The organism is Streptomyces sp. NPDC051322 (genome assembly GCF_040689485.1).
In the GTDB taxonomy this organism is placed as follows: domain Bacteria; phylum Actinomycetota; class Actinomycetes; order Streptomycetales; family Streptomycetaceae; genus Streptomyces.
The window spans coordinates 634240-656989 of record NZ_JBFBAK010000001.1 but is presented as its reverse complement, the minus strand read 5'-3'; the positions used below and the strand labels follow the sequence as shown (position 1 = coordinate 656989).

Here is a 22750-nt window from a genome sequence, read left to right as displayed (position 1 = left end):
TTCGAACAGTAAGGGCAGGGCATGGGACGACCTGACCTCAACCGCAGGCAGCTGCTGACCGGTGTCGGCGGGCTGGCGGTGGCGGGCAGCTTCGGGTTCGCCGCGCTGGGCACGGGGGCCGACGCGCTCGCCTCCACCGCGCACACCCGCGTCCGCTACTGGAATCTCTTCAGCGGCGGCGACGGTGCCAACATGATCGCCATCCTCGACGCCTTCCGTAAGGCGTACCCGGACATCGACGTCAAGGACTCCACGCTCACCTGGGGCAATCCGTACTACACCAAGCTGGCCATGGCGGCCTCCGGCAACCGGGCGCCCGAGCTCGGTGTGATGCATCTGGGCCGGATCCCGGGCTTCGCGCCCGGCCGGCTGCTCGACCCGTTCGACGTGGACCTGCTCGCCCGGTACGGCCTCAGGGAACAGGACTTCAGCCCGGCGGTGTGGAAGCGCGGCATGGTCGACGGCAAGTTGTACGGGGTGCCGCTCGACACCCACGTGCAGATCAGCTTCTACCGCAAGGACATCTGCAAGAAGGCCGGACTCATCGGCGACGACGGAAAACTCGTCGCGATCAGCTCCCCCGATGACTGGTTCGCCGCACTGAAGGCCGCCAAGAAAGTGGTCAAGGGCGGTCTGGAGACCGTGGGGATCCACGCCAACGACCAGAACTTCTCCTGGTGGTTCTTCCTCTCCTTCTACACCCAGCTCGGTGGCACCTGCCTCAGCTCCGACGGTTCGGACGTCACCTTCGACACCGACAAGGCCACCCAGGTCCTGGAGTTCCTGCGCAAGCACGTCACCGACGGCTATGCGACCGTCGGCGCCGACGACGGCGCGTCGTTCACCAACGGCAGCGCCTTCGTCTGGGAGGGCGACTGGTCGGTGCCCGTCTACACCGGCGCCGGACTGGACTACGGCGCCACCCCGATGCCGGGCGTCTTCGGCCCGCCGACCAGCCAGGCCGAGTCGCACGGATTCGTCCTGCCGCACCAGTCGAACCGGGGCGGCGCGGGCAACGAGGCGGCCCACCGGCTCACCGCGTTCATCGTGAAGAACGCGCTGGAATGGGCCAGGGGCGGCCACATCCCCGCCTATCTGCCGATCCAGGACGACGCCGACTACCGCAAGCTCCAGCCGCAGTCCGAGTACTCCTCCGCCATGGACCACCTGGCGTTCGAGCCCTCGGCGTGGTTCTCGGGCTCGACGGGGACGCTGTCCCAGCGCATCGGCCCCGTCGTCGCCGCCTCCAACCTCGGCTCCGCCAAACCCGAGGCGGCCGCCCGAAAGATGCGCGGAGTCCTGGAGAAGCTGCTGACGATGAAGAACCCGATGGAAGGCACCACCGCCACCGAGGGAGGTCCCGGCGCATGACGAGTACCGAGAGCGTGGCGGTGCCCACCGCCGCGATACGGCCCGCCCGGGTCGGCCGGGAGGAAGCCCGCGAGGACAGCGCGCGAGCCCGGCTGGGGCGCGGGCTGCAGCACGGCGGCTGGTTCGTCGCTCCCTTCTTCGTCCTTTTCGGCCTGTTCGTGATCGTCCCGGTGCTGCGCGGACTCTGGCTGAGCTTCACCGACGCCAACATCTCCGGCGTCGGAGCCCACTTCGTCGGCCTGGACAACTACCGCGAGGCCCTCGACGACCCGCTGGTGTGGTCCTCGCTCGGCCACAGCGCCTACTTCACGCTCCTCGTGGTCCCCTGCATCGTGGTCCTCGCCTTTCTGCTGGCGATGCTCGCGCACCACATCGAACGCGCCAAGTGGCTTTGGCGGCTGTGCTTCTTCGCCCCGTTCCTGCTCCCGTCGGCGGTCGTCGGCAACCTCTGGTGGTGGCTCTTCCAGCCGGCCACCGGCATGGTCAACCACGTTCTCGGCCTCCAGACGCCCTGGCTCACCCAGAAGTCCACCGCGATGCTCGCCATCGTCATCTGCACCCTGTGGTGGACGGTCGGCTTCAGCTTCCTGCTCTATCTGGCGGCCCTGCAGAACATCCCGCAGCACCTCTACGAGGCCGCCGAACTGGACGGCGCGAACGCCTGGCGGCGCACCCTGCACATCACCCTGCCGATGCTGCGCAACATCACCGGACTCATCGTGGTGCTGCAGATCCTCGCCTCGCTCCAGCTCTTCGACCAGGCCGTGATCCTCTACCAGTTCGGGCCGGGGCCGGAGGAGTCGACCAGAACCTTCGTGCAGTACACGCTGGAGCAGGGCTTCACCAGTTACCGGGTGGGCTACGCGTCCGCGATCTCCTTCATCCTGTTCCTGATCATCGCAGTGATCGCCCTGGGGCGTATGTGGCTGCTGCGCAAGCGTGAGGAGGGCGTGCGATGAGCACTGCCACCATGCCCAAGAACCGCAGCATCAAGAACCGCAGCGCCAAGGACCGCAGGCCGTGGACGGTCGGTCAGGCCGTGCTCACCGCGGTCGGTGTGCTGGTCTCCGCGGTCTGGATGGCGCCGCTGGCCTGGGCGCTGGTCACCTCGCTCAAGTCCGAGACCGAGGCGGTCACCCTGCCCGTTCACTGGCTGCCGCACCACTGGACGGTGCAGGGCTGGCGGAACGTCTTCGATGCCGGGAACATCCCCAACTGGTTCGTCAACTCCGTCATCGTCTCGGTCTGCGTCACCTTCATCGTGCTACTGGTCTCCGCGCTGGCCGGATACGGCTTCGCGCGTACCGAGTTCCGCGGCAAGAAGGCGCTGCTCGGGCTCACCATGGCCGGTCTGATGGTGTCACCGGCGGTCCTCGGCATCCCGCTCTTCACCACCGTCCAGTCCATGGGGATGGTCGACACCTACTGGGGCATGATCCTCCCGCAGTGCGCTCCGGCCGCGATGGTCTACATCCTCTACAAGTTCTTCCAGGGCATTCCGCGCGAACTGGAGGAGGCCGCGTTCATCGACGGCGCGGGACGCTGGCGGGTCTTCTTCACCATCGTGCTGCCGCTCTCCCGCCCCTCGCTCTCCGCGGTCGGGATCTTCACCTTCATCGCGTCCTGGAACAACTTCCTCTGGCCGTACATGGTGACGTCCAACCCGGACCTGATGACGATGCCCAACGGCATCGCGACCGTGCAGAACGCCTTCGGCTTCCAGTGGGCGCAGCTGATGGCGGGCGGGCTGATCGCCGGCCTGCCACTGATCATCGTCTTCATCTTCTTCCAGCGTCAGATCGTCAGCGGTGTGGCCCACACGGGCCTCGCCGGCCAGTAGCGAAAGGCAGTTTGCATGTCCCTCCGCACCTCCCGCTTCGCCCTCGACCCCGCCTTCGCCGTGGGCGAGGTCGATCCGCGGCTCTTCGGGTCCTTCGTCGAGCACCTCGGCCGCTGTGTCTACACCGGGATCCACGAGCCGGGGCACCCCGCGGCCGACGAGGACGGACTGCGTACCGATGTGCTCGCTCTGGTCCGTGAGCTGGGAGCCACCGCGATCCGTTACCCCGGCGGGAACTTCGTCTCCGGCTTCAAGTGGGAGGACTCCGTCGGCCCCGTGGAGGACCGCCCGCGCCGGCTCGACCTGGCCTGGCACTCCACCGAGACCAACCGGTTCGGCCTCTCCGAGTTCCACGCCTTCCTGAAGAAGGTGGGTTCGCACGCCGAGCCGATGATGGCGCTCAACCTCGGCACCCGCGGTGTCGCCGAAGCACTCGAGCTCCAGGAGTACGCCAACCACCCGTCCGGCACCGCACTCTCCGACCTGCGGGTGTCGCACGGCGACAAGGAGCCCTTCGGCATCAAGCTGTGGTGCCTGGGCAACGAGATGGACGGCCCCTGGCAGACCGGCCACAAGACCGCCGAGGAGTACGGCAGGCTCGCCGCCGAGACCGCCCGCGCCATGCGGCAGCTGGACCCGTCCGTCGAGCTCGTCGCCTGCGGCTCGTCCGGACAGGGCATGCAGACCTTCGCCGTCTGGGAGGCGACCGTACTCGCCGAGAGCTACGACCTCGTCGACTACATCTCGCTGCACGCCTACTACGAGGAGCACGACGGCGACCGCGACTCCTTCCTGGCCTCCGCCGTCGACATGGAGTCCTTCATCGAGAACGTGGTGGCGACCTGCGACCACGTGGGCGCCCGGCTGAAGTCGAAGAAGAAGATCAACCTGTCCTTCGACGAGTGGAACGTCTGGTACCAGACCCGCGCCGAGAGCAAGCCGCCCGAGGAGTGGGTGGAGGCGCCGCGGCTCCTCGAGGACCTCTACACGGTCACCGACGCGGTGGTCTTCGGCTCGCTGCTGATCGCGCTGCTGCGCCACGCGGACCGGGTCACCGTGGCCTGTCTGGCCCAGCTGGTCAACGTGATCGCGCCGATCATGACCGAGCCGGGCGGCCCCGCCTGGCGGCAGACCACCTTCTTCCCCTTCGCCCAGGCTTCCCGGTACGGCCGGGGCACGGTCCTCGACGTACGGGTGGACTCGCCCACGTACCCGACGCAGCGCTACGGCGACGTGGACCTGCTGCACGCGACGGCCGTGCAGGCCGACGACGGCACGGTCACCGTGTTCGCGGTCAACCGGAGCCGGACCGAGGCGCTGCCGCTCACCGTGGATCTGCGGGGCACCTCCGTCGGCTCGTTGGTCGAGCACAGCGTGCTGGCCGACGCCGATCCCGACGCCCGCAACACCCTCACCGACCCGGAGCGCGTCGCCCCGCACCCGGCTGCGGAGGGAACGACGTCGGTGCGTGACGGTTCGCTGGTCACCACGCTGGAGCCGCTTTCCTGGAACGTCATCAGGCTGGCCTGACCCGCATCGGGCCCGCACCCGATGTCACACTCGGGCCCGTGGCGCACTCTCAGGGTGCGTGAAGACGACAAGAACACCGAAAAGCACCCCGTCGGCCCGGTTCGCAGCAGACACCTCGCACCGCTGCGCACCGGGCGACTCTCCATCGCCGTCCGGCACGACGAGCTGCTGGCCGCCGGCCCGACGGCCTGCGCGGCAACCGGGCCGGCCGTCCCTCGTACCCCACCGAGCACGAGAGCGTCCTCGGCCTCCCCGCGGACTTCCTGATCGGCGCGGACGGCACCCTGCTGGCCGTGAAGTACGGCCGCAACGCGCTGGACCACTGGTCGGTCGACGAGCTGCTCGCCCTGGCGGCGCAGCACTCCGCGTGAGCCGGCCGGAGTTCCGGACAGTGCTGTGCCCCGCAGGGGATCAGGGCGCCTGCGGGGCACAGCGGTTCAGTACCCTCCCGGGGGAGGTCCGTCAGCGGGTCGAGAACGCGTGGACGGTGGTGGTGCGGTAGGTCTGCCCCGGGCGGAGCACCGTGCTCGGGAAGGACGGCTCGTTGGGGGAGTCCGGGTAGTGCTGGGTCTCCAGGGCGAGTGCGTCACCCTGGCGGTAGAGCTTCCCCGAGGTGCCCGCGAGGGTGCCGTCCAGTTGGTTCCCGGAGTAGAACTGCAGGCCCGGCTCGGTCGTGTACGTCTTCATGACCCGGCCGGACGCCGGGTCGGTCAGCGTCAGCGCGTGCTCGGGGCGGGCCGTGATGCCCTTGTCGAGCGCCCAGTTGTGGTCGAATCCCTTGCCGTACACCAGTTGGTCGTCGGCCTCCCGGATGTCCCTCCCGATCGCCTTCGCCCGGCGGAAGTCGAAGGGGGTGCCGGACACATGGGGCAGGGCGCCGGTCGGGATGAGCCCGGAGTCGACCGGGGTGTAGCGGGCGGCGGCCAGCTGCAGGGTGTGGTCGTAGACGGACCCGCTGCCCTCACCGGACAGGTTGAAATAGGTGTGGCTGGTCAGGTTGACGACGGTCGCCCGGTCGGTCGTCGCCTCGTAGTCGATCCGCCATTCGCCGCGCCGGGTCAGCGTGTAGGTGACCTGGACCTTGAGGGTGCCCGGGTAGCCCATCTCGCCGTCCGGAGAGATCCGGGACAGCACCAGACCGCGGTCCCCCTGCCGGTCGAACGGTTCGACGTGCCACATCTGCTTGTCGAAGCCCTTGGTGCCACCGTGCAGGCTGTTCACCCCGTCGTTCACCGGCACCTGGTACGTGACGCCGTCCAGGGTGAACCTGCCGCGGGCGATGCGGTTGCCGTACCGCCCGATGAGCCCGCCGAAATACGGGCTCTTGGCGACGTAGTCCGCGAGGTTGTCGAAGCCGAGGGCGATGTTGGCCGTGCGCCCCCGGCGGTCCGGGACCTCCAGCGAGTGGATGATCCCGCCGTAGGAGAGGACCTGGAGGCGGGTGCCGCCGTTGGCGACGGTCCACACGTCGACCTTGGTGCCGTCCGCCAGGGTGCCGAAGAACTTCTTCGACGGGCTCGACGATGCCCACGAGGTGTGGCCCTCGGCGGCGTGAGCGCTGCCGATCGACGTGGTGGCGGCCAGCCCGGCCGCCGCTGCCGCGGCCATCACGGTGCGTCTGCTCGGCTTCTGTGCAGGGTTCAGCATGCGTGCAGCTCCTCGGAGAGAGTCGTACGAAAGAGACCTACGGGGTCGTGCGTGACGCGCAGGACCTACGAACCGACCTTGCGCTTGTTGTAGACGTCGAAGCCGACCGCGGCCAGGAGCACCAGCCCCTTGATGACCTGCTGATAGTCGCTGCCGACGCCCACCAGGGACATGCCGTTGTTCAGCACGCCCAGGACCAGACCGCCGATGATCGCGCCGAACACCGTGCCGACGCCGCCGCTCATCGAGGCGCCGCCGATGAACGAGGCGGCGATCGCCTCGAGTTCGAAGTTCACACCCGCGTTGGGGGTTCCCGCGTTCAGCCGGGCCGCGAAGACCACCCCGGCGAGCGCCGCCAGGACACCCATGTTCACGAAGACCAGGAAGGTGATCCGCTTGTCCTTGACACCGGACAGCTTGGCCGCCGGCTGGTTGCCGCCGAGCGCGTACACATGGCGGCCGACGACCGCGTTGCGCATCACGAAACCGAGCCCGATGAGCAGGGCCGCCAGCACCAGCAGCACGATCGGGACACCCCGGTAGCTGGCCAGGGTCATGGTGAAGGCCACGATCGCGGCGATCATCGCCACGCACTTGGTGATGAACAGGCCCTTGGGCAGGACGTCCAGCTCGTACTCCTTCTCGCGGCGGCGCGAGCGGAGTTCCTGGATCAGGACCACGGCGATCAGTGCCACACCCATCAGCAGGGTGAGGTTGTGGTAGTTCGTGTTCGGGCCGACGGACGGCAGGTAGCCGGTCGAGATCTTCTGGAAGCCGTCGGGGAAGGGGCCCAGCGAGCGGGAGCCCAGCAGGATCTGGGTAGCACCCCGGAAGATCAGCATTCCGGCGAGGGTGACGATGAAGGACGGGATGCCCACATAGGCGATCCAGAAGCCCTGCCAGGCGCCCGCGGCCGCGCCGATGATCAGCGCGATGACCAGGGCCAGTACCCAGGGCACCTTGTGCTCGACCATCATCACGGCGCAGGCGGCGGAGACGAAGGCGGCCAGCGATCCGACCGAGAGGTCGATGTGACCGGCGATGATGACGATCATCATGCCGATGGCCAGCACCAGGATGTAGCTGTTCTGGAGGACCAGGTTGGTGACGTTGTTGGGCTTGAGCAGGACGCCGTCGGTCCATATCTGGAACAGCACGACGATGAGCGCGAGCGCGATCAGCATCCCGTACTGGCGCATGTTGCGCCGCACGGCGTCCATCAGGAGTGCTCCGGCGGCGGACCGCGGGGACTCGGGCGCCGGAGCGGCGTTCTTCGGGGTTTCGGTGGTGACCGGACCCATGGCAGCTACCTCTTGTTCATGGTCATGTGGCGCATCAGCACTTCCTGGGTCGCTTCCGCCCGTGCGACCTCACCGGTGAGCCGGCCGGCCGCCATGGTGTAGATGCGGTCGCACATGCCGAGCAGTTCGGGAAGTTCGGACGAGATGAAGACGACGGCCTTGCCCTCGGCGGCGAGCTGGTCGATCACGGTGTAGATCTCGTACTTGGCGCCGACGTCGATACCGCGGGTCGGCTCGTCGAGGATCAGCACTTCGGGCCCCGCGAAGATCCACTTGCTGAGGACGACCTTCTGCTGGTTGCCGCCGGAGAGCCGGCCGACCTGTTCGAAGACGGTCGGGGTCTTGATGTTCATGGACGTGCGGTACGACTCGGCGACCCGGGTCTCCTCGTGCTCGTCCACCACGCCGCGTTTCGACACCTTCGCCAGCGCACTCATGGTGATGTTGCGGCTGATGGTGTCGATGAGGTTGAGGCCGTAGTGCTTACGGTCCTCGGTGACGTAGGCGATGCCGTGGTCGACCGCCTCGGGGACCGTCCTGGTTCGGATCTCCTTGCCGTCCTTGTGGACGGTGCCGCTGATGTTCCGGCCGTACGAACGCCCGAAGACGCTCATCGCCAGTTCGGTCCGGCCGGCCCCCATGAGGCCGGCGATGCCCACGATCTCGCCCCGCCCGACATGCAGGGAGACGTGGTCGACCACCTTGCGCTGCTGGTCGATCGGATGGTGGACGGTCCAGTTCCGCACCTCGAGTGCGGGGTGCGCGCCCGGATCGCCCTGGTAGGCGGTCCGTTCGGGGAAACGGTGGTCGAGGTCGCGGCCGACCATGCCGCGGATGATCCGGTCCTCGGTCATCTCGGGAGCCTTCACATCGAGGGTCTCGATGGTCCGGCCGTCGCGGATGATCGTGACGGAGTCGGCGACCGCGGAGATCTCGTTGAGCTTGTGCGAGATGATGATCGAGGTGATGCCCTGTGCCTTCAGCTCCAGGATCAGATCCAGGAGTTTGGCACTGTCCTCGTCGTTCAGGGCAGCCGTCGGCTCGTCCAGGATCAGCAGCTTCACCTCCTTGGAGAGCGCCTTGGCGATCTCCACGAGCTGTTGCTTGCCGACCCCGATGTCCGCGACCCGGGTCTGCGGGTGCTCGGTCAGCCCGACCCGCTTCAGCAGCTGCGCCGCGTGCCGCAGCGTCTCGTTCCAGCTGATGACCCCGCGGTTGGCGTGCTCGTTGCCCAGGAAGATGTTCTCGGCGATCGAGAGAAACGGGATGAGCGCCAGTTCCTGGTGGATGATGACGATTCCGCGCGCCTCACTGGCCCGGATGTCCTTGAAGGCGCAGTCCTCTCCCTGGAAGAGGATGTCGCCCTCGTAACTCCCGTGCGGATGAACCCCGCTGAGCACCTTCATCAGGGTCGACTTGCCCGCCCCGTTCTCACCGCAGATGGCGTGCACCTCGCCCTCGGCGACGGATAGCGATACATCGGAGAGCGCCCGAACGCCGGGGAACGTCTTCACGATCGAGCGCATCTCCAGCACCGGCGTGCTGTTGCTCACTTCAGGTCACTCGCCTTGATGTAGCCGGAGTCCACCATCTCCGCCTTGTAGTTGGACTTGTCCACGCTGACCGGCTTCAGGAGATACGAGGGGACGACCTTCTTGCCGTTGTTGTAGGTCGTCGTGTCGTTGACCTCGACCTTCTTGTTGTTCAGCATGGCGTCGGCCATCTGCACGGCCTGCTTGGCGAGCGCCCTGGTGTCCTTGTAGACGGTCTGCGTCTGCTGGCCCGCGATGATCGACTTCACCGATGCGACCTCGCCGTCCTGCCCGGTGACGATCGGGTAGGGCTTGGCGGCGGTTCCGTATCCGTCCGACTTCAGCGACGAGAGAACACCGATCGAGATGCCGTCGTACGGGGAGAGCACCGCGTCGACGTTGGCCGACGAGTACGCCTTGGTCAGCAGGTCGTCCATCCGCTTCTGCGCGGTGGCACCGTCCCAGCGCAGGGTGGTGGCCTGGTCGAGCTTGGTCTGCTTGGAGCGGACCACCAGCTCCTTCTTGTCGAGGTACGGCTTGAGGGTCTTCATCGCGCCGTCCCAGAAGTAGCGCGTGTTGTTGTCGTCGGGCGAGCCGGCGAACAACTCGATGTTGAACGGGCCCTTCTTGGCGCCGCTCTTGAGACCCAGCTTGTCGATGATGTACGTGGCCTGGAGTACGCCGACCTTCTCGTTGTCGAAGGACGCGTAGTAGTCGACGTTCGGGGTGCCGAGGATCAGCCGGTCGTAGGAGATCACCTTGATGTGCTGGTCGGCGGCCTGCTGCAGCACATCGGACAGGGCCTTGCCGTCGATGGCCGCGACCACCAGGACATCCACACCCTTGGTGATCATGTTCTCGATCTGCGAGACCTGGTGGTCGACGTCGTCCTCGCCGTACTGCAGATCGGTCTTGTAGCCCAGCGCCTTGAACTGCTTGACCATGTTGTTGCCGTCGTTTATCCAGCGCTCCGACGACTTCGTCGGCATGGCGATGCCGATGGTGGAGCCCTTGCCGCCGGTCTTGGTCTCCTTGCTGCCCCCGGAGCTGCTCTGGCCGCAGGCGGCGAGAGCGAGGACCAGGGATCCGGCGACGAGGGTCATTGCGGTGCGGCGTGAGTGTCGCATGGCGGTCATCAGTCCTTCTCGGGGGAGGTGGAGACGCTGAAACGGTTGAGGGTGCCGGGCAGCCGGGAACCGAGCGGGGACATCCCGCCGTCCGCGCCGTGCCGGGCGAGCAGATCGAGGGCGAGCCGGCCGCGGCGCACCCGCTCGCGGGCGGTGTTGAGCGTGTGCTCGCGCAACTGGGCGCCGTACGGGTAGATGCCGGGCGACTTGGAGAGACCGAACTTCAGATAGATCGGGGCGCCGCGCCGGATCAGCTCGGCGGCCTCGTACATCCGCACATAGCCGCCGAGATCGTCGGGCGCCTCGATGTAGAGGTCCATCGGAGCGGCGGAGACCCGCCGGATCTCGGTGAAGTGGGCGAGGGTGAGGTCCGACGGGATGTTGATGGAGTCGGCGCCGAGCTGCTCGAACACGGCGAACGAGGCCGGGTTGACCGGGCCGACGAGCGCCGAGACCTTGAAGGTGGTGTCGGCCGGGAGGCCCCCGGCGGCGCGCAGCCGGTGCAGCGACCAGAGCACCCCTTCGTCCGCGACCAGCAGGCACTTCACGCCCAGCTCGGTGGCGCGCACCGCGTCCTCCAGCGAACCCGCCAGCGCGTCGTGCCCGCGGGCGCGCAGCCCGCCGCCGCCGGAGTCCGTACGGGTGGACGCACCGATGTCCCAGGTGCCGCGCGGGCCGGTGAACAGGCACAGTTCGATGTCGCGCTCGGCGCAGGCCCCGACCATGTCGGTGATCTCGGTGTCCGAGAGCATCCAGACGCCGCTGCCCTGGCTGATGCGGTGGATGGGCACATCGAGCCGCGAGGACTCCTTCAGTACGACATTGAGCGCCTCCGGCCCCTCGACGGAGGGGACTTCGGTGCGCCAGCTGCCGCCGTCGGGGAAGCGCGCGGTGGACGCGTCGGCCGGCTGGAGCGCGGGCGCGTCGAGGCCGAGTGCGGCGAGGGCCTGTTCGCCGGGGCGGCGGGGAGTGGTGGCTGATGCGTCGATCACAGGCAGGTTCCTTGCATACTCGGTGAGACGTTCGATATGTCGGACGAGGTTCGAATCCAACGGCGTGGGGCGGTGCGGCCCGGAGTACGTGTCATGGCCGCAGCAGCACCTTCCCCGTCTTCGGATCCCCGCCCCCGACGAGGGCGACGGCATCGGCATACCGCTCGAGCGGGAACTCGTGGGTGATCAGCGGGCCGGGGTCGAGAATCCCCGCGGTGAACGCCCGGACCGCGAAGGCCCAGGCGGCACTCGGCGCCCCGAAGATGCTCCGCACGGTGAGCTGGCTCAGCGACAGATGCACCGGATCGATACCGGCGGCTCCCGGGGTGAACATCCCGGTGAGCACCACCTGGCCGCCGCGCCGCGCCAGCAGGCAGGAGTCGGCGGCGGTGCCGGGCGCGCCGGCCGTCTCGACGACCAGGTCGTAGCGGCCGCGTTCCGCCGCCGACTCGGCCGGTGTGCGGGCCTCGGTGGCGCCGAACTCCAGTGCCTGCGCGGCCCGTTCGCCGCGCGGGTCGATCACGGTCAGCTCCGCGGGCGAGGTGGCGGCGAGCAGTTGCGCGGCGAGCAGTCCCAGGGTGCCCGCACCGACCACGGCGATCCGCTCGCCGGGCTCGGGGCGTGCGGCGCGCACCGCCGCGGCCACCACGGCCGCCGGCTCCAGCAACGCCGCGGCCCGCAGGTCCGCGCCGTCGGCCAGCAGGTGCAAAAGCCGGGCCGGCACGACCAGATGGTCGGCGAAGGCGCCGGGGCAGGTGAAACCGGTCTCCGCGTATCCGGCGACGCACAGCGAGGTCTCGCCGTTCCGGCACCGCTCGCAGGTCCCGCAGAACCGGAAGCCCTCGGCGACGGTGGAGCGTCCTACCAGGGAGGAGTCCACCTCGGCACCGACCGCCTCGATGGTCCCGGCCCACTCGTGGCCGGGGACGACGGGGTAGCGGACGTACCCGGGGTCGCGGTGGCCGTCGTACACCTCACGGTCGCTCATGCAGATGCCGGCCGCGGCGACCCGGACGAGCACCTCGCCGGGTCCCGGCTCCGGAGGCGGACCGCTGACCAGGCGGTGCGCCCCCGGAGCGTCGACGACGACGGCGCGGCTCGCGCTCACTCGGTGGCCTTGGGGGCGCGCTTCTCCCAGCCGTCCGCCCACAGGTCGAACCGGGCCTGCTGCTGGGGGAATTCGGCGGCCGCGTCCACATCGAGCTCGACGCCGAGGCCCGGTTCGTGCGACAGCTCGAAGTAGCCGTCCACCACCTGCGGCGCGCCCTTCACGACCTTCTTGATTTCCGCGTCGGCGAAGTCGTTGAAGTGCTCGAGGATCTTGAAGTTCGGGGTGCAGCCCGCCACTTGCAGGCTGGCCGCGGTCAGCACCGGCCCGCCCACGTTGTGCGGGGCGACCAGCATGTAGTGCGTCTCGGCGGTCGCGGCGAGCTTCCTGGTCTCCAGGATGCCGCCGATGTGGCCCACATCCGGCTGGATGATGTCGACGGCCTGCGACTCGAAGAGCTCACGGAACTCGATGCGGTCGTGAATGCGCTCGCCGGTCGCCAGCGGAGTGTCCACCTTGGCGGCGACCTTCTGCAGCGCCTTGAGGTTTTCCGGCGGCACCGGCTCCTCCAGCCAGGCGGGCTTGAAGGGGGCGAGCTCGCGGGCCAGGCGCACCGCGGTGGACGGCGAGAACCGGCCGTGCATCTCCAGCATCAGCTCGGAGTCGGGGCCGATCGCGTCGCGCACCGCCTCGATCAGCGAGATCGAGTAGTTCGTCTGTTGCTGGTCCAGCTCGAAGTGCCCGGTGCCGAACGGGTCGATCTTCAGGGCGCGGTAGCCGCGCTCCATCACCGCGCGGGCCGCCTTGTGGTAGGCCTCGGGCGTGCGCTCGGTGGTGTACCAGCCGTTCGCATACGCCTTGACCCGGTCGGTGACCTTGCCGCCGAGCAGCTGCCAGACCGGGACGCCGAGGGCCTTGCCCTTGATGTCCCAGCAGGCCATCTCGACGACGGCGATGCCGGACATGACGATCTCGCCGGCCCGCCCGTAGTCGCCGTACTTCATCCGCTTGACCAGGTCCTCCACCGCGAACGGGTTGGAGCCCGCGATGTGGTTGACCTCGGCCTCGCGCAGGTAGCCGATCAGTGCGTCGGTGTGCCCGAGCATGCGGGTCTCACCGACACCGGTGAGGCCTTCGTCGGTGTGGACCTGGACATGGGTCAGGTTGCGCCAGGGCGTCCCGACGACGTGGGTGGTGATTCCGGTGATTCGCAAGGCAGGTGCCCCCGGGGGTTGTCCGTGGTTGTTCGGTATGTCGGCGTTCGATATCTCGGCTTACGTTCGAAATCCTGGCGTGACCGTAATCGCGTGATGCATTCAACGTCAATGCCTCTGTCCACCCCGATTTCGACGACTTGTCGTGGGCGTGTTGCGGGTGTTGACGGGGTGGCGTGCAAGGCGGCATGCTCCCACCGGTCGAAATATCGAAGAGTGTCCGAAGTATCGAACGATCCGGGAACATGCCCATCGAGCTCGAGGAGCGCCAGTCCATGACGCACATCAGCCGTCGCACGCTCATCGCCGCGGCGAGCGCCGCGCCGTTCGCCTACGCGCTCGGCAGCGCCCGCGCCGCGAGCGTCCCCCGGCGGCCGCCACCTCCGCAGCGCTCCCCGGCCCCGCCGCCCAGCAGTGGGCATTCGAAGAGGGCCCAGGCCGAACTCGTTGTTGTTGTCAACAACCGCAGCTTCGTGACTCCTCCCCCGGCTGAAGCCGGGGGCTTCTCGCTATGCCGTGTTGGCGTTGCGACGGACCAGCCCGGCCCGTAGAACGTTGGTGGCTCCGACGGTGTCGGCGTGTGCGGTGTGGCCGCAGGCGCCGCAGTGGAACTTTTCCTGGGTGGGCCGGTTCTCCTTCGCGGTGTGCCCGCATGCGGGGCACCTGCGGGAGGTATTGCGGGGGTCCACGGCGATCACTTCCCGTCCGGCGCTTTCAGCCTTGGCGTGCAGGATGCTCAGGAACACCCCCCACCCGGCATCATGGATCGACCGATTGAGTCCGGCCTTCGCGGCGGCCCCGTTGGGCAGGAACGCACCCGCCTTCTCGGGGTCGGGCTTCGGTGCGGGGGCCCGGCTCATGTTGCGGACCTTCAGGTCTTCGTGCGCGATCAGGTCGTGCTGGCGGACCAGATCAAGTGCGGTCTTGTGGGCGTGGTCGAGGCGCTGACGGCGCACCCTGCCGTGCAGGACGCCGACCTTGTCCACCGCCCGCTGGTGGTTCCGGGTGCGGTCGTTGGCCTTACACCGGGGGAACCGGGACAGGGCCCGCTGCGCGGTGTCCAGCCTGGCGGCGGCCGTGCGGGCGTGGCGGGGATTGAGGATGTGGTGGCCGTTGGAGTCGGTGAGGAAATGGGTGATGCCCAGGTCGATACCGACCACGGACCCGGTCGGGGGCAGCGGCTCCGGCTGTTCCTGCTCGACGCTCAGCACCACGAACCACTTGCGGCCTTCGCGCTTGACACTCACGGTCTTGATCTTGCCAACGACCGGGCGGTGCTGGTTGACCTTGATGTGCCCGACACCCTGGAGCCGGACCCGAATGACCGGGTCGTGGGGTGTGCTGATGAACCGGCAGCCGTCCCCGTCCTTGGGGAACTCGACCGTGTCGAACCAGCTCACCCCGCGAAACCGCGGATAGCCAGGGGTTTCACCGGCTTTGACCCGGCGGAAGAACGCGGCGAACGCCTTGTCCAGGCGACGCAGTGTGGACTGCTGAGAGGAGAACGACCACCGGCCCTGGCGTTCCGGGTCGAACGCCCGGATCTCCCTCAGTTGAGCGGACTGCTCCCTGTACCGCAGGGTGGTCTTCGAAGGGTGCCGGTAGGCATCCCGGCGTTCCTGCAACGCCCCGTTGTACAGCGAGCAGTGATCCCGCAGCATCTCACCGAGCGCGATCGTCTGGGCCACGGTGGGCCGTAACAGAAACTTGTACGCACGGATCAACCCAGCTCACCCCCTCAGATCGCTGTGACCACCCTAATGCGGGCCACTGACAACACGGCGATTCGAGACGACCCGTGCCTCGCGACCAGGGATGGCATTCCCGCCCAGCGTGGACACCGGGATTCCCTGCGAAGATAGGCGCATGGGGGATCTCGGGGCGGGCTTCGGTTATCTGGTGCAGGGCCAGCGCTGGGTCGGCCGGCACGGCAGGCAGTACGGCTTCGGGCTGCTGCCCGGACTCATCACCCTGGTGCTCTACGTGGCCGCGCTGGTCGCGCTCGCCTTCTGGGCGGACGACGCGGCCGCGTGGGCTACCCCCTTCGCCGACGACTGGAGTTCGCCCTGGTCGGCCTTCTTCCGCGGCGCCCTGACCGTGCTGCTCTGGGCGCTGGCCCTGCTGCTCGCCGTCGTCTCCTTCACAGCGATGACGCTGCTGGTGGGCCAGCCGTTCTACGAGACGCTCTCCGAACGGGTCGAGGAATCGGAGGGCGGCGAGGTCCACCGCTCGGGCCTGCCGCTCTGGCGGGAACTGTGGATCTCCGCACGCGACAGCCTCCGCATCCTGCTGCGGGTCACGTGCTACGGAATCCTGCTCTTCGCGGCGGGCTTCATCCCGGCCGTCGGCCAGACCGTCGTCCCCGCGATCGGTTTCTGCGTCACCGGTTTCTTCCTCTCCGAGGAGCTCACGGCGGTGGCGCTGCAGCGCCGCCGCCTCGAGTTCCGGGAGCGACTGGCACTGCTGAAGGGCCGCCGACTGCTGGTACTCGGCTTCGGCGTGCCGCTGGCGCTGGCCTTCGTCGTACCGGTCGTCGCCATCTTCCTCATGCCGGGCGCGGTGGCCGGCGCGACCCTCATGTCCCGCGAACTACTGGGCGAGTCTGTGGTGTCCTCCCAGGAACCTGAAGCGAGCGCGCAATCAAGCCCCTCCGGCGCTTGAGGCGCGGGGTCCGGGGCAGAGCCCCGAAAACCACCCGCTACCGCACCGCGAACCCGTACACCGTCTCCGACGCATAACCGCCCCCCGCCCGCACCACCGCACTCGGAAACGCCGCCCGATTGGGCGCGTCCGGAAAGTTCTGCGTCTCCAGCGCGACACCGTCACCGGGCCCGAACGGCCCATCGCCGAGATGGTCGCCGGTGTACAGCTGGACCCCCGGCTCGGTGGTGGTGACGGTCAGCACCCGGCCCGAGCCGGGGTCATGCAACTCGGCCGCGTCCGGCCCGTCGAGTACGAAGTTGTGGTCGTACCCCGTACCCACCTTCCGCGGCTCGCGGAAGTCGAAGCGAGTACCGGCGACGGGGGCGAACTCCCCGGTCGGGATGAGGTCGTCGTCCACCGGCGTCAGCCGCGAAGCGCTGATCCGCAGCTCGTGGCCGGCCGCGCTGCCGGAGCCGACACCGGCCAGGTTCCAGTACGTGTGGTTGGTCAGGTTGACGACGGTCGGGGCGTCGGTGGTCGCCTCGTAGGCGATCCGCAGAGCCCCGCTGTCGTCCAGGCTGTAGGTCGCCGAGACGGACAGCCGGCCCGGGAAGCCCTCCTCACCGTCCGGGCTGACGCGGGAGAGCCGCACCCCGTGCGCGCCGACGGGCTCCGCGTCCCAGACGTGCTTGTCGAAACCCCGGTCACCGCCGTGCAGGCTGTTGGGCGGGTTGTTGCGGGCCAGCTGATACGTCCGCCCGTCGAGGGTGAAGCGGCCGCCGGCGATCCGGTTCGCGTACCGGCCGACCAGCGCGCCGAAGTACGGACCCGGGCAGGCCAGATAACCGGCCAGGTCGGGGAAGCCCAGCGCCACACCGGCCGGCACGCCCGCACGGTCGGGCACCTCCACCGACTGCACGATTCCGCCGTACGTGAGGACGCGCACCCGCGTGCCACCCCGCTCCAGGGTCCAGCGGTGGACAGGGGTGCCGTCTGCGAGACGGCCGAAGGGCTCCGGATGCGCGCTGCTCATGATCGTGACCCTACGCCGGAGGCCGATCGGCCGTGACATTGCGGTAGGCGATCTCCGCCAGCCGCCGCTGGCCGTCCTTGCTGGGGTGGAACCAGTCCCAGTGGCTCAGCTGGCCGCCGGTGAACCGGTAGTCGAAGACCGCCCCGCCGTCGTACCTGCAGTGCCGGTAGTCGGCGCAGACGTCCTTGAGCACCTTGTTGTAGGCGACGACCCGGTCCAGCACGGTGGCGCGCCGCCGCACGGCGGCCGGATCCATCGCATCGGCGTCCCGCAGCATCGACGCGCAGAGTCCCAGCTTCCAGATCTGCTTGCCCAGCGGGTTGCCGCGCCCCTGCGACCAGAGCCGCTTCAGGTCCGGCACGCTCGACACGTACACCTCGGTTCTGGGCAGCCTGCTGAACAATCGTTTCAGCACCGTCTCAAACGATGTTCGGAATTCATCCACCGGTGTCATGTGCGAAACCGAGTCCCGGCAGGCGTCATTGGCGCCTGCCATGACCGTCACCAATTCGGGCCGATGTGCGGCTGCCGCGTCGATCTGGCCGGGCACATCGGCCATTCGGGCCCCGGTGCGCGCGTCGTTCCAGCTCTTGTCCGCGCCGAGCCGGACGGCGAGACTGCGCACCGCGGGGTCCTTGCCGGTCGACCAGGACACCGAGGGACAGTCCGAAAGGACCGTGCAGGCGTCGAAACCGCGGGTGATGGAATCACCCACCGCAGCCACCGAATCGGGGCCGGTGTCCCAGGTCGGAGTGGGTGCGGCAGACGGGTGACGGTACTGCGGGCCGGCCCCGGCAGCGCCGCCCGAAGCGTCACAGCCGGCCTGCGCGCCGAGCAGGACGAGCAGCCCCGCCGTCGCACCCGCGACGGCGGAGCGGCTGCGCCGGTTCCGGCCGGTTCCCCGCATGCGCCGGCCCCTCCAAGTGGCGGACCCTGGTGTCCTGCCGAGTGAAAGCTCTGTGTCCAACGGCCCCCGGACCGACAGTACGGCACACCTCCGGGGCCGCCGCGCGGTAGCTTTTTCCCGTTGAACCAGTGACAACTTCACTCACCCACAGCTCCGAAGCTCCGACGTCCCGGAGCCCCTACGCTCCTGAGTACCTGCATTCTCGAAAAAATACATCCCGTCACATAGTGTCCCTTTTCAGGAGATTAACCCCGATGCTGTTTACTGTTGCACCCCGGGGCGGAACGGGCGAGTGGCCGCTGGGGAAAGCGAACCTCGAACCGCACTGGAGGTCCCGGTGACGACACGTGGAGTTCTTTACGTGCACTCCGCGCCGCGCGCGCTGTGCCCGCACATCGAATGGGCGGTGGCGGGCGTTCTCGGCGTGCGGGTGAATCTCGACTGGGTCAGACAGCCCGCCTCACCCGGCACCTGGAGAGCGGAGTTCTCCTGGAAGGGCGAATCGGGCACCGCGTCGAAACTCGCCTCGGCGCTGCGCGGCTGGAACCTGCTGCGCTTCGAGGTGACGTCCGAGCCGTGCCCCGCCGCGGAGGGCGAGCGCTACAGCGCCACACCGGAACTCGGCATCTTCCACGCGGTCACCGGCATCCACGGCGACATCCTGGTCCCCGAGGACCGGCTGCGGGCCGCGCTCACCCGGTCGCTGGGCGGCGAGAGCGACCTCGAGGCAGAGATCGCCAAGCTGCTGGGAAAGCCGTGGGACGACGAGCTGGAGCCGTTCCGGTACGCGGGTGAGGGCGCACCGGTGCGCTGGCTGCACCAAGTCGTCTGACCCGTCCTACGGTGGAGTCATGGCTGACCACACTTCAGTAGCTGTCCTCGGTACGGGCATCATGGGCGCCGCGATGGCCCGCAACCTCTGCCACGCCGGACTCGACGTACGGGTCTGGAACCGCACCCGGTCCAAGGCCGAGCCGCTGGCCGCGGTCGGTGCCCGGGTCACCGGCACGCCCGCCGAGGCGGTGGAGGACGCGGACGTAATCCTCACCATGCTGTACGACGGTGCCGCGGTCCTCGACACGATGAACGACGCTCTGGCGTCGCTGCCCCCCGGCGCGGTCTGGCTCCAGTGCACCACCGCCGGCACCGAGGCCATCACCCCGCTGGCCGGTCTGGCCCGCACGCACGGCCTGGTCTTCGTGGACGCCCCGGTCCTGGGCACCAAGGCCCCCGCGGAAAAAGGGCAACTGACCATGCTGGCCGCCGGCCCCGAATCGGTACGCGACGTGGTGGCCCCGGTCCTCGAAGCGGTCGGCAGCAAGACGGTCTGGGTCGGCGACGACGGCGCCACCGGAGCGGCCACCCGGCTCAAGCTGGTCTGCAACAGCTGGGTCCTCACCCTGACCCACGGCACCGCCGAGGCCCTGGCGCTGGCAGCCGGCCTGGGCGTCGAGCCCGCGCTCTTCCTGGACGCGGTGAGCGGCGGCTCCCTGGACTGCGGCTACCTGCACCTGAAGGCCGACGCGATCCTCACCGAGAACTACACCCCGAGCTTCTCGGTCACCACCGCCGCCAAGGACGCCCGCCTGATCGTCGAGGCCGGCCGCGCGGCCGGCGTCCGCCTGGACGTGGCGGCGGCCGGCGGCGACCGGTTCCGGCGGGCGGAGAGCCTGGGCCACGGAAACGATGACATGGCAGCGTCCTACTTCGCCAGCTTCGAGGCCTGACGAACAAAACGCCGGAGGGGCAGAATCAAGCCCCTCCGGCGTTTGCGGAGCGGGGTCCGGGGCGGAGCCCCGTGCCCACCCCGCGGTCAGACCGACCGGAACGCAAGCACCACGTTGTGCCCACCGAAACCGAACGAGTTGTTGACGGCCGCGATCGGCCCCTCCGGCAGCGCCCGCGGCTTGTCCCGCACGACGTCCGCGTCGACCTCCCCGTCGAGCTCATCGACGTTGATGGTGGGCGGAGCCGTCCGGTGATGCAGCGCAAGCACCGTCGCGACGGTCTCGATACCGCCGGCGCCACCGAGCAGATGCCCGGTCATCGACTTCGTCGCGGAGACCGCGACACCGTCGAGAGCGTCGCCGAACACCTGACGGAGCGCCTTGATCTCGGCGACGTCGCCCTGCGGCGTGGACGTCGCGTGCGCGTTGAGGTGCACGACCTCGGCCGGCTTGAGATCGGTCGACTCGAGCAGGTGCCGCAGCGCCGCTGCGATGCCGCGCCCGGTCGGCTCGGGCTGGGCGATGTGATGGGCGTCCGACGACAGACCCTGCCCCACCACCTCGCAGTAGACCTTCGCACCGCGCGCGGCGGCGTGCTCGGCCGACTCCAGGACCACGATCCCCGCGCCCTCACCGAGCACGAAGCCGTCACGGCCGGTGTCGTACGGGCGGGAGGCCTGCTCCGGGTGGTCGTTGTTCTTGGACATCGCCATCATGTTGGCGAAGGCGGCGATCGGCAGCGGGTGAATGGTCGCCTCGGTGCCGCCGGCGACGACGATGTCGGCGCGGCCGGAGCGGATCATCTCGACCGCGTACCCGACCGCCTCGGCCCCCGACGCGCATGCGCTGACCAGCGCGTGCACGCCGGCCTGCGCGCCGAGCTCGAGGCCGACGTTGGCCGACGGGCCGTTGGGCATCAGCATGGGGACGGTGTGCGGGGAGACGCGGCGTACGCCCTTCTCCTTGAGCACGTCGTACTGGTCGAGCAGGGTGGTGATGCCGCCGATGCCGGAAGCAATGACGGTGCCCAGCCGGTTGGGCTGGATCACCGGGGTGCCGTCGGGGCCGGTGTCCTCGCCGGCCTTCTCGGTGAACCCCGCGTCGGCCCACGCCTCGCGGGCCGCGATGACCGCGAACTGGGCCGAGCGGTCCAGCTTGCGGGCGAGCGGACGGGCCAGGACCTCGCTCGGGTCGACGGCCACCGGGGCGGCGATGCGGACCGGCAGGTCGGCAAAACGCTCTTCGGTGAGGGGCTTGACGCCGGAACGGCCTGCGAGCAGTCCGTCCCAGGTCGATGCGCTGTCGCCACCCAGCGGTGTGGTTGCGCCGATACCGGTGACGACCACGGTGCGATTGGTCGGGCTCACTGGAATTTCTTCTCCACGTGTAGAGGGATCTGAGAGGGACCGGCGAGCCGGTCCCTCCGCATCACGGCGCCACCGCCGGGTGGCGTGTCAGCCGCGCGGCCTGGGTCAGGCCTGGTGCTTCGAGATGTAGTCGGCAGCATCGCCGACCGTCTTGAGGTTCTTGACGTCGTCGTCGGGGATCTTGACGTCGAAGCGCTCTTCGGCGGCGACGACGACCTCGACCATGGACAGCGAGTCGACGTCCAGGTCGTCGGTGAAGGACTTGTCCAGCTGGACGTCCTCGACCGGGATACCGGCGATCTCGTTGACGATCTCGGCGAGACCGGTGACGATCTCTTCCTGCGTGGCGGCCATGATGGCGCTCCTTCGATGTGTAGCAGAGTGTCTCGGTGACATCTGGGGGTGTTCGAACGAACCGGATTGCTCCGGAATGCCCTGGAGGACGGTATGCCCTAGGGGAGGGTAACGACCGTCGCGGCGTAGACGAGACCCGCCCCGAAGCCGATGACGAGCGCGGTGTCCCCGCTCTTGGCCTGACCGGTCGCCAGGAGCCGTTCCATCGCGAGCGGGATCGAGGCCGCGGACGTGTTGCCGGTGGTCTCGACGTCGCGGGCGACCGTGACGTGCTCCGGCAGCTTGAGAGTCTTCACCATCGAGTCGATGATCCGCATGTTGGCCTGGTGCGGGATGAAGACGTCCAGGTCGTCCGCGCTGATCCCGGCCGCGTCCAGCGCCTGCTGGGCGACCTTCGCCATCTCGAACACGGCCCAGCGGAACACCGCTTGGCCTTCCTGGGTGATCGCGGGGAACTTGGCCGGGCCGTTGCCGCCCCGGTACTCCGACCACGAGGTGGTCTGCTTGATCGTTTCGGCTTTGTCGCCCTCGGATCCCCATACCGTGGGCCCTATGTGCGGCTCGCGGGAGGGACCGACCACGACGGCGCCCGCGCCGTCACCGAACAGGAAAGCCGTCGCGCGGTCCTCCAGGTCGGTGAGGTCGCTCAGCCGCTCGACGCCGATGACGAGTACGTACTCCGCCGAACCCTCGACGACCATGCCCTTGGCGAGCGTCAGACCGTAACCGAAGCCCGCGCAGCCCGCCGAGATGTCGAAGGCGGCCGCCTTGCCCGCGCCGACCTTGTGGGCGATCTCGGTGGCGATGGCCGGGGTCTGCTTGAAGTGCGAGACGGTCGAGACCACGACCGCGCCGATCTGGTCGGGGCTGATCCCGGCATCGGCGATCGCCTTGCCGGATGCCTCGATCGACATCGCGGCCACGGTCTCCTCGTCGGAGGCCCAGTGGCGGGTCGCGATGCCGGAACGCGAGCGGATCCACTCGTCGGACGAGTCGATGGTCTCCAGGATCACCTCGTTGGGCACCACCCGGACCGGCCGGTAACCGCCCACGCCCATGATGCGTGCGTACGGGGAGCCCTGGCTGGGCTTGATCTTCGCCATGCTCTCTCGGGCTC

Annotated in this window: 20 protein-coding genes; 7 read left to right on the top strand and 13 right to left on the bottom strand. The window is 68.8% G+C overall.

Annotated elements, in window-relative coordinates; genetic code table 11:
* The first annotated feature begins 21 nt into the window (after nt 1-21).
* From AB0436_RS03050 to AB0436_RS03035, 4 genes are read left to right on the top strand one after another with little or no spacing between them, the layout of a single operon-like run.
* Nucleotides 22-1371 (top strand): extracellular solute-binding protein, encoded by a 1350-nt coding sequence (locus tag AB0436_RS03050; RefSeq protein ID WP_366465885.1) that lies wholly within the window; start codon nt 22-24, stop codon nt 1369-1371.
* On the top strand, nt 1368-2330 hold the full coding sequence (locus tag AB0436_RS03045; RefSeq protein WP_366465884.1) for a sugar ABC transporter permease: 963 nt from the start codon (nt 1368-1370) through the stop codon (nt 2328-2330). The genes AB0436_RS03050 and AB0436_RS03045 overlap by 4 nt, the downstream gene beginning before the upstream one ends.
* On the top strand, nt 2327-3211 hold the full coding sequence (locus AB0436_RS03040; protein ID WP_366465883.1) for a carbohydrate ABC transporter permease: 885 nt from the start codon (nt 2327-2329) through the stop codon (nt 3209-3211). The genes AB0436_RS03045 and AB0436_RS03040 overlap by 4 nt, the downstream gene beginning before the upstream one ends.
* A gap of 15 nt (nt 3212-3226) precedes the next feature.
* Nucleotides 3227-4741, top strand: coding sequence for an alpha-N-arabinofuranosidase (locus tag AB0436_RS03035; protein ID WP_366465882.1), 1515 nt, complete (start codon nt 3227-3229; stop codon nt 4739-4741).
* 462 nt (nt 4742-5203) lie between these two features.
* Here AB0436_RS03035 and AB0436_RS03030 read toward each other — a convergent pair whose 3' ends face one another.
* The 8 genes from AB0436_RS03030 to AB0436_RS02995 form a co-directional block, all read right to left on the bottom strand.
* Nucleotides 5204-6388 carry an aldose epimerase family protein gene (locus AB0436_RS03030; RefSeq protein WP_366465881.1) on the bottom strand — a complete coding sequence of 395 codons (1185 nt, stop codon included), beginning with the start codon at nt 6386-6388 and terminating at the stop codon, nt 5204-5206.
* 65 nt (nt 6389-6453) lie between these two features.
* Nucleotides 6454-7689: a multiple monosaccharide ABC transporter permease gene (gene mmsB / locus AB0436_RS03025; RefSeq protein WP_366465880.1), complete on the bottom strand. Its 1236-nt coding sequence runs from the start codon at nt 7687-7689 to the stop codon at nt 6454-6456.
* A 5-nt stretch (nt 7690-7694) separates the two neighbouring features.
* A complete protein-coding gene (gene mmsA, locus AB0436_RS03020) occupies nt 7695-9215 on the bottom strand; it encodes a multiple monosaccharide ABC transporter ATP-binding protein (protein WP_366466142.1) in 1521 nt (506 codons plus the stop codon).
* 23 nt (nt 9216-9238) lie between these two features.
* Complete coding sequence (gene chvE, locus AB0436_RS03015) at nt 9239-10348, bottom strand: multiple monosaccharide ABC transporter substrate-binding protein (protein ID WP_366465879.1); 1110 nt, start codon at nt 10346-10348, stop codon at nt 9239-9241.
* 8 nt (nt 10349-10356) lie between these two features.
* Nucleotides 10357-11340, bottom strand: coding sequence for a hypothetical protein (locus tag AB0436_RS03010; protein WP_366465876.1), 984 nt, complete (start codon nt 11338-11340; stop codon nt 10357-10359).
* Nucleotides 11341-11431: 91 nt separating this feature from the next.
* A complete protein-coding gene (locus tag AB0436_RS03005) occupies nt 11432-12448 on the bottom strand; it encodes an alcohol dehydrogenase catalytic domain-containing protein (RefSeq protein WP_366465874.1) in 1017 nt (338 codons plus the stop codon).
* Complete coding sequence (locus AB0436_RS03000) at nt 12445-13602, bottom strand: mandelate racemase/muconate lactonizing enzyme family protein (RefSeq protein ID WP_366465873.1); 1158 nt, start codon at nt 13600-13602, stop codon at nt 12445-12447. Before AB0436_RS03000 ends, AB0436_RS03005 begins: the two co-directional genes overlap by 4 nt.
* Before the next feature lie 509 nt (nt 13603-14111).
* Nucleotides 14112-15326 carry a transposase gene (locus AB0436_RS02995; RefSeq protein WP_366465872.1) on the bottom strand — a complete coding sequence of 405 codons (1215 nt, stop codon included), beginning with the start codon at nt 15324-15326 and terminating at the stop codon, nt 14112-14114.
* A 142-nt stretch (nt 15327-15468) separates the two neighbouring features.
* Here AB0436_RS02995 and AB0436_RS02990 point away from each other — a divergent pair, with 142 nt between their 5' ends.
* Nucleotides 15469-16263, top strand: coding sequence for an EI24 domain-containing protein (locus AB0436_RS02990; RefSeq protein WP_366465871.1), 795 nt, complete (start codon nt 15469-15471; stop codon nt 16261-16263).
* A gap of 37 nt (nt 16264-16300) precedes the next feature.
* Here AB0436_RS02990 and AB0436_RS02985 read toward each other — a convergent pair whose 3' ends face one another.
* Nucleotides 16301-17278, bottom strand: a complete 978-nt coding sequence (locus AB0436_RS02985) for an aldose epimerase family protein (protein WP_366465870.1) — start codon at nt 17276-17278, stop codon at nt 16301-16303.
* 10 nt (nt 17279-17288) lie between these two features.
* Nucleotides 17289-18185, bottom strand: a complete 897-nt coding sequence (locus AB0436_RS02980) for an SGNH/GDSL hydrolase family protein (protein ID WP_366465869.1) — start codon at nt 18183-18185, stop codon at nt 17289-17291.
* Between the two features lie 337 nt (nt 18186-18522).
* Here AB0436_RS02980 and AB0436_RS02975 point away from each other — a divergent pair, with 337 nt between their 5' ends.
* Together AB0436_RS02975 and AB0436_RS02970 are read left to right on the top strand one after the other, a co-directional pair.
* Nucleotides 18523-19017 (top strand): DUF3145 domain-containing protein, encoded by a 495-nt coding sequence (locus AB0436_RS02975; protein ID WP_365859007.1) that lies wholly within the window; start codon nt 18523-18525, stop codon nt 19015-19017.
* Nucleotides 19018-19036: 19 nt separating this feature from the next.
* Nucleotides 19037-19912 (top strand): NAD(P)-dependent oxidoreductase, encoded by an 876-nt coding sequence (locus AB0436_RS02970; protein ID WP_366465868.1) that lies wholly within the window; start codon nt 19037-19039, stop codon nt 19910-19912.
* Between the two features lie 86 nt (nt 19913-19998).
* On the opposite strand, the gene fabF is transcribed toward AB0436_RS02970, so the two are convergent.
* From fabF to AB0436_RS02955, 3 genes are all read right to left on the bottom strand, one after another.
* Nucleotides 19999-21279, bottom strand: a complete 1281-nt coding sequence (gene fabF / locus AB0436_RS02965; RefSeq protein WP_366465867.1) for a beta-ketoacyl-ACP synthase II — start codon at nt 21277-21279, stop codon at nt 19999-20001.
* A 105-nt stretch (nt 21280-21384) separates the two neighbouring features.
* A complete protein-coding gene (locus AB0436_RS02960) occupies nt 21385-21633 on the bottom strand; it encodes an acyl carrier protein (protein ID WP_266857402.1) in 249 nt (82 codons plus the stop codon).
* Nucleotides 21634-21731: 98 nt separating this feature from the next.
* Nucleotides 21732-22736, bottom strand: a complete 1005-nt coding sequence (locus AB0436_RS02955; RefSeq protein ID WP_366465866.1) for a ketoacyl-ACP synthase III — start codon at nt 22734-22736, stop codon at nt 21732-21734.
* Nucleotides 22737-22750 lie beyond the last annotated feature (14 nt).

Excerpts from the sequence above, each read along its gene's own strand:
- AB0436_RS03050 (WP_366465885.1), top strand. The coding sequence starts at position 22 with ATGGGACGACCTGACCTCAACCGCAGGCAGCTGCTGACCGGTGTCGGC.
- AB0436_RS03045 (WP_366465884.1), top strand. The coding sequence starts at position 1,368 with ATGACGAGTACCGAGAGCGTGGCGGTGCCCACCGCCGCGATACGGCCC.
- AB0436_RS03040 (WP_366465883.1), top strand. The coding sequence starts at position 2,327 with ATGAGCACTGCCACCATGCCCAAGAACCGCAGCATCAAGAACCGCAGC.
- AB0436_RS03035 (WP_366465882.1), top strand. The coding sequence starts at position 3,227 with ATGTCCCTCCGCACCTCCCGCTTCGCCCTCGACCCCGCCTTCGCCGTG.
- AB0436_RS03030 (WP_366465881.1), bottom strand. The coding sequence starts at position 6,388 with ATGCTGAACCCTGCACAGAAGCCGAGCAGACGCACCGTGATGGCCGCG.
- mmsB (WP_366465880.1), bottom strand. The coding sequence starts at position 7,689 with ATGGGTCCGGTCACCACCGAAACCCCGAAGAACGCCGCTCCGGCGCCC.
- mmsA (WP_366466142.1), bottom strand. The coding sequence starts at position 9,215 with ATGCGCTCGATCGTGAAGACGTTCCCCGGCGTTCGGGCGCTCTCCGAT.
- chvE (WP_366465879.1), bottom strand. The coding sequence starts at position 10,348 with ATGCGACACTCACGCCGCACCGCAATGACCCTCGTCGCCGGATCCCTG.
- AB0436_RS02990 (WP_366465871.1), top strand. The coding sequence starts at position 15,469 with ATGGGGGATCTCGGGGCGGGCTTCGGTTATCTGGTGCAGGGCCAGCGC.
- AB0436_RS02985 (WP_366465870.1), bottom strand. The coding sequence starts at position 17,278 with ATGAGCAGCGCGCATCCGGAGCCCTTCGGCCGTCTCGCAGACGGCACC.
- AB0436_RS02980 (WP_366465869.1), bottom strand. The coding sequence starts at position 18,185 with ATGCGGGGAACCGGCCGGAACCGGCGCAGCCGCTCCGCCGTCGCGGGT.
- AB0436_RS02970 (WP_366465868.1), top strand. The coding sequence starts at position 19,037 with ATGGCTGACCACACTTCAGTAGCTGTCCTCGGTACGGGCATCATGGGC.
- AB0436_RS02960 (WP_266857402.1), bottom strand. The coding sequence starts at position 21,633 with ATGGCCGCCACGCAGGAAGAGATCGTCACCGGTCTCGCCGAGATCGTC.
- AB0436_RS02955 (WP_366465866.1), bottom strand. The coding sequence starts at position 22,736 with ATGGCGAAGATCAAGCCCAGCCAGGGCTCCCCGTACGCACGCATCATG.